The 13,377-nt window shown below is 73.3% G+C and carries 14 protein-coding genes; 5 read left to right on the top strand and 9 right to left on the bottom strand.

Annotated elements, in window-relative coordinates; all coding sequences use genetic code 11:
* Positions 1-12 precede the first annotated feature (12 nt).
* From ybeY to C1N80_RS10385, 3 genes are read right to left on the bottom strand one after another with little or no spacing between them, the layout of a single operon-like run.
* A complete protein-coding gene (gene ybeY, locus C1N80_RS10395) occupies positions 13-474 on the bottom strand; it encodes an rRNA maturation RNase YbeY (RefSeq protein WP_137770695.1) in 462 nt (153 codons plus the stop codon).
* On the bottom strand, positions 471-1,532 hold the full coding sequence (locus C1N80_RS10390) for a PhoH family protein (RefSeq protein ID WP_137770694.1): 1,062 nt from the start codon (positions 1,530-1,532) through the stop codon (positions 471-473). The genes ybeY and C1N80_RS10390 overlap by 4 nt, the downstream gene beginning before the upstream one ends.
* On the bottom strand, positions 1,529-1,903 hold the full coding sequence (locus C1N80_RS10385) for a histidine triad nucleotide-binding protein (RefSeq protein WP_137770693.1): 375 nt from the start codon (positions 1,901-1,903) through the stop codon (positions 1,529-1,531). Before C1N80_RS10385 ends, C1N80_RS10390 begins: the two co-directional genes overlap by 4 nt.
* Before the next feature lie 74 nt (positions 1,904-1,977).
* Here C1N80_RS10385 and C1N80_RS10380 point away from each other — a divergent pair, with 74 nt between their 5' ends.
* Positions 1,978-2,523 (top strand): NADPH-dependent FMN reductase, encoded by a 546-nt coding sequence (locus C1N80_RS10380; RefSeq protein ID WP_137770692.1) that lies wholly within the window; start codon positions 1,978-1,980, stop codon positions 2,521-2,523.
* 205 nt (positions 2,524-2,728) lie between these two features.
* Here the strand turns inward: C1N80_RS10380 and C1N80_RS10375 are convergent, their stop codons facing one another.
* Genes C1N80_RS10375 through hrcA form a run of 3 tightly spaced genes read right to left on the bottom strand, consistent with a single transcriptional unit; the run spans position 2,729 to position 5,758 of the window.
* Positions 2,729-3,514, bottom strand: coding sequence for a 16S rRNA (uracil(1498)-N(3))-methyltransferase (locus C1N80_RS10375; RefSeq protein ID WP_137770691.1), 786 nt, complete (start codon positions 3,512-3,514; stop codon positions 2,729-2,731).
* A 44-nt stretch (positions 3,515-3,558) separates the two neighbouring features.
* The gene (gene dnaJ, locus C1N80_RS10370; protein ID WP_137770690.1) at positions 3,559-4,701 is read right to left on the bottom strand and encodes a molecular chaperone DnaJ; all 1,143 of its coding nucleotides are present in this window, start codon (positions 4,699-4,701) and stop codon (positions 3,559-3,561) included.
* A gap of 46 nt (positions 4,702-4,747) precedes the next feature.
* A complete protein-coding gene (gene hrcA / locus C1N80_RS10365; protein WP_137770689.1) occupies positions 4,748-5,758 on the bottom strand; it encodes a heat-inducible transcriptional repressor HrcA in 1,011 nt (336 codons plus the stop codon).
* 231 nt (positions 5,759-5,989) lie between these two features.
* On the opposite strand from hrcA, the gene C1N80_RS10360 reads away from it, so the two are divergent.
* The 4 genes from C1N80_RS10360 to C1N80_RS10345 all read left to right on the top strand — a co-directional run bounded on the left by C1N80_RS10360 (position 5,990) and on the right by C1N80_RS10345 (position 9,327).
* The gene (locus C1N80_RS10360; protein WP_137770688.1) at positions 5,990-6,502 is read left to right on the top strand and encodes a methylated-DNA--[protein]-cysteine S-methyltransferase; all 513 of its coding nucleotides are present in this window, start codon (positions 5,990-5,992) and stop codon (positions 6,500-6,502) included.
* Positions 6,499-7,356, top strand: coding sequence for a DNA-3-methyladenine glycosylase 2 family protein (locus C1N80_RS10355; RefSeq protein WP_205750724.1), 858 nt, complete (start codon positions 6,499-6,501; stop codon positions 7,354-7,356). Before C1N80_RS10360 ends, C1N80_RS10355 begins: the two co-directional genes overlap by 4 nt.
* A gap of 74 nt (positions 7,357-7,430) precedes the next feature.
* Entirely contained in the window at positions 7,431-8,324 is an 894-nt protein-coding gene (locus tag C1N80_RS10350) for a DUF3097 domain-containing protein (RefSeq protein ID WP_168198083.1), read from the top strand.
* Positions 8,325-8,466: 142 nt separating this feature from the next.
* A complete protein-coding gene (locus C1N80_RS10345) occupies positions 8,467-9,327 on the top strand; it encodes a DUF4870 domain-containing protein (protein ID WP_137770685.1) in 861 nt (286 codons plus the stop codon).
* Between the two features lie 96 nt (positions 9,328-9,423).
* Here C1N80_RS10345 and hemW read toward each other — a convergent pair whose 3' ends face one another.
* The 3 genes from hemW to lepA are packed head-to-tail and all read right to left on the bottom strand — an operon-like array spanning position 9,424 to position 13,123.
* Entirely contained in the window at positions 9,424-10,590 is a 1,167-nt protein-coding gene (gene hemW, locus C1N80_RS10340) for a radical SAM family heme chaperone HemW (protein ID WP_137770684.1), read from the bottom strand.
* A complete protein-coding gene (locus C1N80_RS10335; protein ID WP_137770683.1) occupies positions 10,587-11,255 on the bottom strand; it encodes an MOSC domain-containing protein in 669 nt (222 codons plus the stop codon). Before C1N80_RS10335 ends, hemW begins: the two co-directional genes overlap by 4 nt.
* The gene (gene lepA / locus C1N80_RS10330; RefSeq protein ID WP_137770682.1) at positions 11,252-13,123 is read right to left on the bottom strand and encodes a translation elongation factor 4; all 1,872 of its coding nucleotides are present in this window, start codon (positions 13,121-13,123) and stop codon (positions 11,252-11,254) included. Before lepA ends, C1N80_RS10335 begins: the two co-directional genes overlap by 4 nt.
* Positions 13,124-13,377 lie beyond the last annotated feature (254 nt).

Below are 13,377 nucleotides of genomic sequence, written 5' to 3'. Positions count from 1 at the left end.
TGGGCGGGGTCCTCAGGATCCGGGCCGCGAGGCGAGGAAGGTGAGCAGCAGGGTGCGCTGCAGGTCGAACATGACCTTGCGCTCCTCCGCCTCCATGTGGTCGTAGCCCAGCAGGTGGAGGATCGAGTGCACGGTGAGCAGCAGCAGCTCCTCGACGGTGCTGTGGCCGGCCTCCGCCGCCTGCTTCGCGGCGACCGAGGGGCACAGCACGACGTCGCCGAGCAGACCCTCGGGCGCGGGATGCTCGGCGGAGCCGGGGGTGAGCTCGTCCATCGGGAAGCTCATGACGTCCGTGGGGCCGGGAAGATCCAGCCACTGCACGTGGAGGCGCTCCATGGCCTGCTCGTCGATGAGGATGATCGACAGCTCGGTCGCCGGGTGCAGGTGCATCGACTCGAAGACGAAGCGGGCGAGCTCGACGAACTCGGTCTCCTCGACGACGGCGGTGGTCTCGTTGCGCACCTCGATGCTCATCGCTGACCGCCCTTCCCGCCGCGGTGGCGGGAGTCGCGGTTCCCGCCCGGGCCGATCTCCCAGCGCCCGTAGGCCTCGACGATGTCGCTCACGAGACGGTGGCGCACCACGTCCCGCGGCGAGAGGTGGCAGAAGGAGATGTCCTCGACGCCCTGGAGCACCTGCTCGACCACCCGCAGACCGGACTTGTGGCCGCTCGGCAGGTCCACCTGGGTGACGTCGCCGGTGACGACCATGGTCGAGTTGAAGCCGAGGCGAGTGAGGAACATCTTCATCTGCTCGGGCGTCGTGTTCTGCGCCTCGTCGAGGATGATGAAGGCATCGTTCAGGGTGCGACCACGCATGTACGCGAGCGGGGCGACCTCGATCGTGCCGGCGCCCATGAGCCGCGGGATCGACTCGGGATCGAGCATGTCGTGCAGGGCGTCGTACAGCGGCCGCAGGTACGGGTCGATCTTCTCGTTGAGCCCACCGGGCAGGAAGCCCAGCCGCTCCCCCGCCTCGACCGCGGGGCGGGTGAGGATGATCCGCTGCACGCGCTGCGAGAGCAGCTGCTGGACCGCCATCGCCACGGCGAGGTAGGTCTTGCCCGTGCCCGCGGGACCGATGCCGAAGGTGATCGTCGAGGTGTCGATCGCCTCGATGTACTCGCGCTGGCCGAGGGTCTTGGGTCGGATGCTCTTGCCGCGCGAGGAGAGGATCGTGCGGGAGAGGACCCGCTCGAGCTGCTCGCCCTGGGCCCGCTCGTCGCCGTAGAGCGCGGCGGCGCGCTGGACGGCCTCGGCGGTGACGGCCTGGCCGGTCGCGGCGAGCTCGATGAGGCTGCGCATGATGTGCTCGCTGCGGCGCAGGGCGTCGCCGGTGCCGCGCAGGGTCACCTGGTGGCCGCGCACGTGGACGTCGGTCCCGGGGACGGCGTCCTCGAGGGCGGCGAGGGCCTGGTCGTTCTCGCCCAGCACCTGGAAGGGGCTGAGGTGGTCGGGGATCGCGAGCCGCCGCTCCTGCACCTCGGGGGTGGTGCCGGGAGGCGGGGTGAGTCCATCGGTCGAGCTGGTCACATCGCTCCTTCTGCGAGCGTCCCGCCCGCGAGGACGTGCGCGTGCACGTGGAAGACGGTCTGGCCGGCGTTCTCGCCGGTGTTGAAGATCAGGCGGAAGTCGCCGTCGTCGGTGTGCTCGGCGGCGACGCGGCCGGCGACCTCGGCGACATGGGCGAGCAGGGCGGGTTCCGCGGCGAGCTCGCGGACGTCGCGGGAATGCGCGCGCGGCACGACGAGCACGTGCAGGGGCGCCTGGGGGCTCAGGTCGCGGAAGGCGATCACGGCGTCGTCCTCGTGGACGCGGTCCGCGGGGATCTCGCCGGCGACGATCCGGCAGAAGACGCAGTCCGGGTCGGCGTGCGGGGCGGCACCGGGGGTCGTGGAGCTCATGCCTCGAGTCTACGCGTGACGCAGCTCGCGCCGGATCCGGGAACAGATGAGGCCGCCGCGGAGTTCTGGTCACCATGACAAAGCTCGGAATCCTCGTCTCCAGCGCCCGCCCGAACCGCGTCTCCGACTCCGTCACCCAGTGGGTGCGCGAGTCCGTCCCGACCGACGTCGAGATCGACCTCATCGATCTCGCCGCCGAGGTGCTCCCCGCCTTCGACGAACCCCACGCCCCGAAGTCCGGTGCCCGCCCCACGACCGCCCACGGTCAGGCCTGGGCCGAGCGGATCGGCGCCCTCGACGCGATCGTGATCGTGACCCCGCAGTACAACGGCTCCTACACCGGCGCGCTCAAGAACGCCGTGGACTGGCTGTACACCGAGTGGGCCGAGCTGCCCACCGTGATCGTCGGCTACGGCTGGATGGACGCCGCCGAGGTGCTCGGCCACCTGGGCGCCCTCATGCGCCGCGTGGGTGCGGACGTCGTCGCCGAGATCGGCCTCGGCTTCGGCGAGGACCTCTCCGTGGAGGGCGAGATCACCGCCCGCGAGGAGAAGGCCGCCGCGCTCACCGCCGGCCTCGAGGCCGCGACCGCGAAGGCCCTGCAGGCCGCCGCCGTCTGACCGCGACTCCCTCATCACTCAGGACCCCGTCGGCCACGAGCCGGCGGGGTCCTGGGCGCTCCGTGGCCGGGGCGCGTGCCATGTGCTGGGAGAGGCGGGTGAAGACGACGACGCCGAGCACCAGCAGGAGCGGACGGGAGTGCGGCGAGCAACCACGCGATGGCCCCTCCGGCCGTCGCTCTCCCGATTCCCGCCGAGTGCGGGATCAGCCCCAGCGACCCACGAGCGTGCTCAGCACCGCGAGCGCGGCGGGTCCGGCGGTCGACGAGCGCAGCACCTCGGGTCCCAGCAGCACGGAGCGGGCGCCCGCAGAGCGGAGCCGGTCGAGCTCAGCGGGGGCGATGCCGCCCTCGGGGCCCACCACCACGACGATCTCGGGCACAGCTCCCCCGGCATGGCGGAGCTCGGCGACGAGCGACATGAGCCCCACCGACTCCTGCTCGTGCAGGACGAGCACGATCCCGCCCGAGGCGGTCGTCGCGGCGACCTGCTCGGCGAGGGCGGCGGTGGCGACGGGCTCGTCGACCTCGGGGATGCCCGGTCGCCGGCACTGCTTGACCGCCGCGCGGACGGTGCCCTGCCAGCGGGCACGGCCCTTGCGCAGCTTCTCCCCGCGCCACACGGAGACGGAGCGCTCCGCGATCCACGGCACGATGCGATCCGCGCCGAGCTCGGTCGCGGACTCGACCGCCTGCTCGTCGCGCCCGCCCGTCGCGAGCGCCTGCACGAGGGCGAGCCGCGGGAGCCGCGGGGCCGGGGCGCTCGGATCGCCGAGCAGGCGCAGCCTGAGCTGCTCCTTGGCCGCGGCGGTGACCTCGGCGAGGACCTGGCGGCCCGGGCCGTCGGTGAGGAGCACCTGCTCCCCCACGCCGATCCGGGCGACCTTCGCGGCGTGGCGACCCTCCTCGCCGTCGAGGGTGAGCGCATCACCCTCCGCGGCGCCCTCGAGGGCGTCGTCGAGGATCAGGAATCCGGGGGGCGTGGTGGGCATGTCCGCTCCAGGTGCCGGGATCGGGGGTCAGCGCGCTGCGCGGCTCAGAGGTCGCGCAGGCGCTCGCGGAGCTTCGCGAACGGGCCGTGCGCACGCGGGCTGGGGCGGTCCGCCTCGTCGCCGCGCAGCGCCGCGAACTGCTCGAGCAGGTCACGCTGCTCGTCCGTGAGCGAGGAGGGCACATCGACGTCGAGCACGACGCGGATGTCACCACGGCGCTCGCGACGCAGCGGCGTGACGCCGAGGCCCTTGAGCACGAACTCCTCGCCGGGCTGGGAGCCGGCGCGGATCTCCACCTGCTGGACGCCGTCGAAGGTCTCGAGCGGGATCGTCGCGCCGAGCGCCGCGGAGGTCATCGGGACCGCGAGGGTCGTGACGAGGTCGTCGCCCGAGCGTGCGAAGGTCTCGTGGTCGTTGACCGAGAGCTCGACGAAGAGGTCGCCGGCGGGGCCCCCGGCCTCGCCCACCTCGCCCTCGCCGCGCAGCTGGATCCGGGTGCCGGTCTCGACGCCCGAGGGGATGCGGACGGTGACCTCGCGCTGCTGGGAGATCCGGCCGTGGCCGGAGCAGGCCGTGCAGGGCGACTCGATGACGTCGCCGTGGCCCTCGCAGGTGGGGCAGGGCGCCATGGTCACCATCTGGCCGAGGAGCGACTGGGCGACGCGCTGCACGTGGCCGGAGCCGTTGCAGGCGGTGCAGCGGGTGGGGCTCGTGCCCGGCTCGCTGCAGGAGCCGTCGCAGCGCTCGCAGAGCACGGCGGTGCGGTAGGAGACCTTCTGCTCGGAGCCGAAGACCACGTCGCGGAGGTCGATCGTGGCGCGGCGCAGCACGTCACCGCCCCGGCGGCGGCGCGGGATCGGGCCCTGGCCGCGACCGCGGCCGCCCATGCCCGCGGCCCCGGCGAACATGTCGAAGATGTCGCCCATGTCGAAGCCGCCCGCGCCGCCGAAGCCGCCGAACCCGGCGCCGCCCATGCCCGGGCCGCCGCCCATGTCGTACTGGCGGCGCTTGTCCTCGTGGGAGAGCGTCTCGTAGGCCTGGGAGACCTTCTTGAACTTCTCGGCGGCCTCCGGGTCCGGGTTGACGTCCGGGTGGAGGGAGCGGGCGAGCTTCCGGTACGCCTTCTTGATCTCCTCGGTGGTGGCGTCCTTCGAGACGCCGAGGAGCTCGTAGTAGTCGTCGTTCACCTGGTGGGTCCTTGCGTGGTCGGGAGGGGTGCGTTCAGGAGGAGGGTCATGCGAGGAAGCGGGAGACGTAGCGGGCGATCGCCTGCACGGTTGAGATCCCGGTGACGTAGTCCATGCGGGAGGGGCCCAGGATCGCGACGTGCGATCCCGCCCCGTAGCCGGCGCCCACGACCGCGGCCTGGTTCAGCGCCTGGTCGCGCAGCTCGGAGCCGATGCGCACCTCGACCGCGCCCGGGGAGGCGTGCATCTCGGTGAACAGCCGCAGCAGCACGAGCTGCTCCTCGAGCACGTCGAGCAGCGGCTCGACGTCCCGGGAGAAGTCCTCGGCGGAGCGCGCCAGGTTGGCGGTGCCGGCCATCATGATCCGGCCCTCGGCGCGGCTCGCCGCGAGCGCGACCAGCGCCTCGGAGACCTCCACGACCGCCGGACGGTCGATCGGCGGCACGGTCTCGAGCAGCTCCCCGAGCGGGGCGGCGAGATCGGTGACCTCACGGCCCGCGACCGCCCGGTTCAGCGCATCGCGCATGCCCGCGTAGTGCTCCGCGGAGCGCCCCGGGGTGACGGGGATCGTGCGCTGGTCCACGCGGCCGGACTCGGTGATGAGCACGACCAGCAGCAGGGACTCGGCGACCTTCACGAGCTCCACGTGGCGGATGCGGGCCTGCCGGCGGGCCGGGTACTGGACCATGGCGACCTGCTGGGTGAGCTGGGCGAGCAGCCGCACCGTGCGGGCGAGCAGCTCCTCGACGTCGCCGGAGTCCTCGAGCAGCGCACGGATCGCGCGGCGCTCGGGGGTGGAGAGCGGCTTGATCGCCGCGACGTGGTCGACGAAGGCGCGGTAGCCCTTGTCCGTGGGGACGCGGCCGGCGGAGGTGTGGGGCTGCGTGATGAGCCCCTCCTCCTCGAGGGCGGACATGTCGTTGCGCACGGTCGCGGCGGAGACGCCGAGCTCGTGCCGTTCGAGCAGGGACTTCGAGCCGACGGGCTCGCGGGTCGCGACGTAGTCCTCGACGATCGCGCCGAGGATCTGCAGCTTGCGGGGATCCGTCCCTCTCACCTCCCTGGTCCGTGTGCGGTGGTGCCGTGATGCGGCCGTGCTGCGGGGCGCCGGCGGGACGCTGGCACCCGGGGCCACCGAGTGCCAATCTTACGCGTCCCCGGGACCCCTCCCCGGGAGGCGTTCGCCACGGGCGTGCACCACGGCGGGCGACCGCCTCACGTGCCCGCCTCACACGACGGCGCCGGCAGGCGACTACCGTGCATGACGACGGAGATCCAGGAGGTCCCGATGACCGCACGCCATGCCGTCCTGCCGAGCACCCTCGGCCCGCTCACGACCCTCGCCGAGGGTGACGCGCTCGTGGGCCTCTACTTCCCGGGCCACACCTACCCCTTCGCCCCCGGCAGCGAGGGCCCCGAGGTCGCCGCGGGCGAGGATCCCGTGCTCTCCGCGGTCGCGATCCAGATCGGCGAGTACCTCGACGGGGAGCGCACGGACTTCGACGTGCCCGTGCGCACCGCCGGCGGCGAGTTCTCCGAACGGGTCTGGGCCCGGCTGCGCGAGATCCCCTACGGGACGACCATCACCTACGGCGAGATCGCCCGCGAGCTGGGCGGGCCGGGCCTCGCCCAGCGCGTCGGCCAGGCCGTCGGCCACAACCCGATCAGCATCATCGTCCCCTGCCACCGCGTCGTGGGGGCCGACGGCTCCCTCACCGGCTACGCGGGTGGTCTCGAGCGCAAGCGGGCCCTGCTCGCCCTCGAGGAGCCCTCCGCGGAGGACGGGGCGCGGCTGTTCTGAGCACCGAGATCCTCGTCCCCTGCCGCGGGCCCCTCGACGCCGTCGCGGCGCGGGGCTCCCTCGCGGCGCACACGATCACGGGCCTGGACCATCTCGATCCGGAGGCCGGCGCCCTGACCCGCCTCCTCACCGGCCCAGCCGGCCCCGTGCCCGTCACGCTCACCCCGCGGCCGGACGGCATCACCTTGCGCACCCCCGCCGAGGACCCGGCCGTGCTCGAGGACCTGCAGGCCCAGGTGCGCCGCTGGTTCGACCTCGACGCGGACCTCGCGCCGATCGACGCTCACCTCTCCCGCTCCCCCGTGCTCGCCGCGCAGGTCGCGGCGCGGCCCGGGCTGCGCATCACCCGGTACCCGGATCCGTTCGAGGCGGTGGTCCTCATCGTCCTCGGTCAGCAGGTCTCCCTCGCGGCCGGCCGCCTGTTCGGCTCCCGGCTGCTCGCGGCGCACGGCGAGGGGACGGCGGCGACGCCCGTCGGCCCGCTGCGCCGGTTCCCTCGCCCCGGAGCGCTCGCCCGGGTCGATCCCGATCGGCTGCGCGACGAGCTCGGGCTCACGCGGTCCCGCACCCGCACGGTGCTCGGGACAGCCGCGCTGTTCGCGGATCTCCCGGACCGGGCGCCGACCTCGGAGGAGCTCGCCGCGGTGCCCGGTATCGGACCCTGGACCCTCGCCTGCGCGGCGATCCGCGCGGGCAGCGATCCGGACGCCTTCCCCGCCTCCGACGCCGTCCTGAAGCGGGCGATGGTCGCCGCCGGTGCGGGTGAGGACCCCGCGGTGGTGGAGAGCTGGCGGCCGTGGCGCAGCTATGCGGCGGTGCGGCTGTGGGCCGGGTCCGGAGCGCATCCAGCCTGAGACGGCCGCCGTCCTGGCCGCCGTTCCGGCTGCCCCAGCGTGGTGCCCCGGAACGGCGCCGATGCCGGTGTACGGTGCCGGGCGTGCCTGCCCCGACCTCGCGATTCCCCGACCGCTACAGCCGAGACGTGCTCGCCTCCGGCCCGCCGTCCCACCACCGCAGCCGTCCCGCCTCCCGGGAGGTGCCGGCCCAGCGCGGCCTCGTCGTCGAGGAGGCCTCGACCGGCTTCACCGGCGCGATCCTGCGGGTCGAGAAGATCGCCGGGGAGACGGTCGTCGAGCTCGAGGACGGCCGCGGCAGGGTCCGCTCCTTCCCGCTGGGCCCCGGCTACATGATCGACGGCAAGCCCGTCGTCCTCACCCGGGCCGTCGCGATGCAGGCCCCCGCGGGTCCCAAGCGCTCCGCGAGCGGCTCCGTCTACGTCGAGGGCGCCCGCGCCCGCACCGCCCGGGCGTCCCGCATCTGGGTCGAGGGCAAGCACGACGCCGAGCTCGTCCAGAAGGTCTGGGGCCACGACCTGCGCATCGAGGGCGTCGTCGTCGAGCTGCTCGACGGCGCGGACAACCTCGTGGAGCGCATCCGCGAGTTCGGCCCCTCCCCGACCCGCCGCATCGGCGTGCTCGTCGACCACCTCGTGACGGGCTCCAAGGAGACCCGGATCGCGCAGGAGGCGCTCGCGCAGCCCGGGGCCCGCGGCAACGTCCTCGTGCTCGGGCATCCGTACATCGACGTGTGGCAGGCCGTGAAGCCGGCCCGCGTGGGCATCCCCGCCTGGCCGCACGTGCCGCGCGGCACCGACATCAAGGTCGGCACGCTCGCCGCGCTCGGCTGGCCCCACGAGGACCAGGCGGACATCGCCCGCGGCTGGCAGCGCATCCTCGCCACCGTCCGCTCGTACGCGGACGTCGAGCCGACGCTCTCGGGCCGCATCGAGGAGCTCATCGACTTCGTGACCGTCGACGCCTGACCCCCGGCGGTCCCCCGCGCCTGGGGGATGTCCCCCGGGCGCCACGGCGGCTCGCCACGGTGACGCGTGCGCCCGCGCTCCGTAGGCTGGACCCTGTCCACGAGATCGCCGGTCCCGCCGGCGCCGTTCCCGAGGAGGGGCCATGAGCCAGAACGAGTACCCGCACGATCCCTTCGGCGGTCGTCCCGCGACCGATCCTTACCAGAGCGCCCCGCAGAGCTCGGGAGCCGAGAAGGCCGCGTCGGAGCCGGCGCCCGGCACCGGCCAGGCCCCGGGCTCCCAGCCCGCTGCCGCCCCGGAGGGCGCCGCCGCGTCCTCCCCGTACGCGGCGCCGCAGTCGCCCTACGGGGCGCCGTCCTCCGCCGGCACCGGCTCGCCGTACGGCGCGCCCTCGCCCCACCAGGCTCCCGCCGCGGATGGCGCGGCCTCCGCCGGCCCCGCTCCGTCGGGCCAGCAGCCGGGCGCCCAGCACCAGCCCTACGGCGCCGGTCAGCCCGGCGCGGGTCAGGCCCCGTACGGTGCGCCCCAGGGCGGCCCCCAGGGCTACACCGGCGACGCGCACCCGTCGGCCGCGCCGCTTCCCCCCGGCTTCTCGGGCGCCTACGACGGGCCGCTCTCGGGGCAGCCCGTGAGCCCCTCCGACTCCCGCATGTGGTCGATGTTCGCGCAGCTCTCCGCCGTGCTCGGCTACGTCATCGGCGCGGGCTTCCTGGGCTGGGTCGGTCCGCTGATCATCTTCCTGGTCTACAAGGACCGTGACCGCTACGTGCGCTACAACGCCGCGGAGTCGCTCAACGCCGCGATCGCCACCGTGATCGCGGAGGTCGTGCTCTCCATCGTGATCACGATCCTCGCGGTGGTCACCCTCGGCATCGGCTCGATCCTCTTCCCGCTCGTGTGGGTCCCGGCGCTGCTGCACGTCATCTTCGCCATCATCGGCGCGGTCAAGGCCAACCAGGGCATCTGGTGGAACTACCCGCTGAACATCCGCCTGGTGAAGTGAGCCCCGCGGCCGCGGGCCGCACCACCCACCCGGCACGGAGCCCCCGCCGGTCCTCGGACCGACGGGGGCTCCGTCACGTGGGGCGCGGGCCTCCGCTCAGGGCACGAGGTCGCGGACGACGGCGTCGGCGAGCAGCCGCCCGTTCCGCGTCAGCACCAGCCGGCCCGCCTCGAGGGCCGCCGGGTCCAGGTGACCGCGCGCAGTGTGCACGGCGATCTGGTCGCGGGTCTGCTCCGGCACCGCCTCGACGGGCAGGCCGTCGGCGATCCGCAGCTCGAGCAGGATCCGCTCGGTGGCCCGGGTGGCCGCATCGAGCGTCTCCGACTCCTGCACGGGCAGCTCCCCCTCCGCGAGACGGGCGGCGTAGCGGCTGGGGTGCTTGACGTTCCACGAGCGCAGCCCGTCGCGATGGCGGTGCGCCCCGGGGCCGATCCCCCACCAGTCGCCGCCGCGCCAGTAGGCGAGGTTGTGCCGGGAGCGGTGCGCGGGAGTGCGCGCCCAGTTCGAGACCTCGTACCAGGACAGGCCAGCCGCGCTCGCGAGGTCGTCGACGAGCTCGTACTTGTCCGCCATGTCGTCGCCGTCGGGCTCCGCGATCTCGCCCTTGCGCAGCTGCCGCGCCATGGCCGTGTTGCCCTCGATGATGAGGGAGTACGCGGAGAGATGGTCGACCTCGCAGGCCAGGGCCGCCCGCACGGAGGTCTCGACGTCCGCGAGGGTCTCCCCCGGGGTGCCGTAGATGAGGTCGAGGCTCACGGCGAGCCCGGCGTCCTTCGCCCACTGCACGACCTGCGGCACGCGCTCGGGGTCGTGGGTGCGGTCCAGGGTCGCGAGCACGGAGCGCACGGCGGACTGCATGCCGAAGGAGACGCGGGTGATGCCGCCGTCGGCGAGGACCCGCAGCGACTCCGGGGTGACGGAGTCGGGGTTCGCCTCGGTCGTGACCTCCGCGCCCGGGGCGAGGGGGATCCGGCCCCGGAGGTGGTCGAGCATCGAGACGAGGTCCGGGGCGGGCAGCAGCGTGGGAGTGCCGCCGCCGAAGAACACGGTGGAGACCTGCTCGTACTCGTATCCGGCGGCGCGGTCGTCGGCGAGGACGAGGTCCATCTCGCGCCGCGCGTTGTCGGGGTACTCGCGCTGCGAGCCGCCGCCGCCGAGCTCCGTCGCGGTGTACGTGTTGAAGTCGCAATAGCCGCAGCGCACCGCGCAGAACGGCACGTGGATGTAGACGGAGAGGTCCCGGCTGCTGCCCGCGGCGCTCACCGCTCGTCCTTCAGATGACGCTGCGCGCGGGCCTCGAGCTCGCGGTGCAGGGCGAAGCCGGCGCCGTCGGCCCAGCGGACGAGGCTGCGGGTGAGATCGCGGTCGCGGGCGCCCGCGTAGACCGCGGCGACCGTCGCGCCGTGCCCGGGCACGGACTCCACGAGGAGCTCGTCCCCGGCGCGCACCTCGCCGCGCTCGAGCACCCGGAAGTAGACGCCCGTGCGGCCGCGCTCGTGGTAGCGGGCGCGGAAGTCGTCCGTGCCCATCCACCGCTGGAAGGTCAAGCACGGGGTGCGCGGCGCGGTCACCTCGAGCAGCGCCGAGCCCGCCCGCACGCGCGCCCCGATCTCGAGGTCGTCGACAGCGAGGCCGCCCACGCGCAGGTTCTCGCCGAGGCCACCCGCAGGAATCGGGCGCCCCAGCTGCGCGGACCAGTGCTCGGCCTCCGCGGCGTCGATCGCGTAGACGGCCTGGTCCGGCCCGCCGTGGTGGGCGCGGTCCGCCTGGACGTCCGCGTACAGTCCCAGCTCGCCGATCGCGACGGGGCCGTCCACCGGGCGCTTGTCGATCGCCGTGGTGCCGACGCTGCCGGCATCGGGGCGCAGGGCGCCGACGACGCACACCGCCTCGACCGCGCCGCGCGAGCCCGCCGCGAGGGCGCTCACTTCTTCTTCCCATCCTTGGGCTCGGCGGCGTCGGAGGAGAGCGCGGCGATGAAGGCCTCCTGGGGCACCTCGACGGAGCCGATGTTCTTCATGCGCTTCTTGCCCTCCTTCTGCTTCTCGAGCAGCTTGCGCTTGCGGGAGATGTCGCCGCCGTAGCACTTGGAGAGCACGTCCTTGCGCATCGCGCGGATGTTCTCGCGGGCGATGATCCGGGCGCCGATCGCGGCCTGGATCGGCACCTCGAACTGCTGGCGCGGGATGAGGTTCTTGAGCTTCCCCGCCATCTCGACGCCGTAGTGGTACGCCTTGTCGCGGTGCACGATCGCGCTGAACGCGTCGACGGGCTCACCCTGCAGCAGCATGTCGACCTTGACGAGGTCCGCCGTCTGCGAGCCGGAGACGTCGTAGTCGAGGGAGGCGTAGCCCTTGGTGCGGGACTTCAGCTGGTCGAAGAAGTCGAAGACGATCTCCGCGAGCGGGAGCGTGTAACGCAGCTCGACACGGTCCTCGCTGAGGTAGTCCATGCCGCCGAGGGTGCCGCGCTTGGACTGGCACAGCTCCATGACCGCGCCGATGAACTCGGCCGGGACCAGGATCGTCGCCTTCGTGATCGGCTCGTGGATCTCCGCGACCTTGCCGGTCGGGAAGTCCGAGGGGTTCATGACCTCGACCTGCGTGCCGTCCTCCATCCGCACCTGGTAGACGACGCTCGGCGCCGTCGAGATGAGGTCGAGGTCGAACTCGCGCTCGAGGCGCTCGCGGATGATCTCGAGGTGCAGCAGGCCCAGGAAGCCCACGCGGAATCCGAAGCCGAGCGCCGTCGACGTCTCCGGCTCGTAGTTCAGCGCGGCGTCGTTGAGCTTGAGCTTGTCCAGCGCGTCGCGCAGGTTCGGGTAGTCCGAGCCGTCGATCGGGAAGAGGCCCGCGAACACCATCGGCTTGGGGTCGGAGTAGCCGGCGAGCGGCTCCGTCGCGCCGCGCACCGAGGTGGTGATCGTGTCGCCCACCTTGGACTGGCGCACGTCCTTCACGCCGGTGATGAGGTAGCCGACCTCGCCGGGTCCCACGCCGTTCGTCGCATGCGGCTCCGGGGAGCTCACCCCGATCTCGAGGAGCTCGTGGTGCGCGCCCGTGGACATCATGTCGATGCGGTCGCGCGAGCGGAGGTAGCCGTCGACCACGCGGATGTAGGTGACCACGCCGCGGTAGGTGTCGTAGACGGAGTCGAAGATCATCGCCCGGCAGGGGGCGTCGGGGTCGCCCAGGGGCTGCGGGAGCGTGCGCACGAGGTGGTCGAGCAGCTCGGGCACGCCCTGGCCGGTCTTGCCGGAGACGCGCAGGACGTCCTCGGGGTCCACGCCGACGAGCTGGCCGATCTCCGCCGCGTACTTCTCGGGATCCGCGCCCGGCAGGTCGATCTTGTTGAGCACGGGGATGATGGTGAGGTCGTTCTCCATCGCGAGGTACAGGTTCGCGAGGGTCTGAGCCTCGATGCCCTGCGCGGCGTCGACCAGCAGGATCGCGCCCTCGCAGGCGGCGAGCGAGCGGGAGACCTCGTAGGTGAAGTCGACGTGCCCGGGGGTGTCGATCATGTTCAGCGCGTAGTTCGTGCCGTCGACCTGCCAGGGCATGCGCACGGCCTGGCTCTTCACGGTGATGCCGCGCTCGCGCTCGATGTCCATGCGGTCGAGGTACTGGGCGCGCATGGAGCGGTCGTCGACCACCCCGGTGATCTGCAGCATGCGATCGGCCAGGGTGGACTTCCCGTGGTCGATGTGCGCGATGATGCAGAAGTTGCGGATGCGCTCCTGGGGGGTGGACGCGGGCTGGATGTCCCGTGCCTCGTCGGCAGCGATCCTGGGGGTCACCGGCGGTGGTCCTCTCTGTGGTGGGGACGGGCCCGGGGCGCGCGGAGGCGCCGCCCGGACGGCGTGTCGCCCCATGCTCTCACGCGGCGCCGCGCAGGGCCCGCCACGGCGCACGGAGCCCGGGGCAGGTCACAGGCCGCGTGCGAGGCCGCCCTCCGGCGGGATACCGCCGGGCAGGATGATGCGCACCACCCGCGAGCCTCCGATGAGGGAGGGGCGCAGCCCAGCGAGGACGGTCCCCGATGGGGCGGCAC

This window comes from Brachybacterium sp. SGAir0954 (genome assembly GCF_005490785.1).
Lineage (GTDB): Bacteria > Actinomycetota > Actinomycetes > Actinomycetales > Dermabacteraceae > Brachybacterium > Brachybacterium rhamnosum.
The sequence above is the reverse complement of the archived record's forward strand: the minus strand, read 5'-3'. Positions and strand labels throughout refer to the sequence as shown.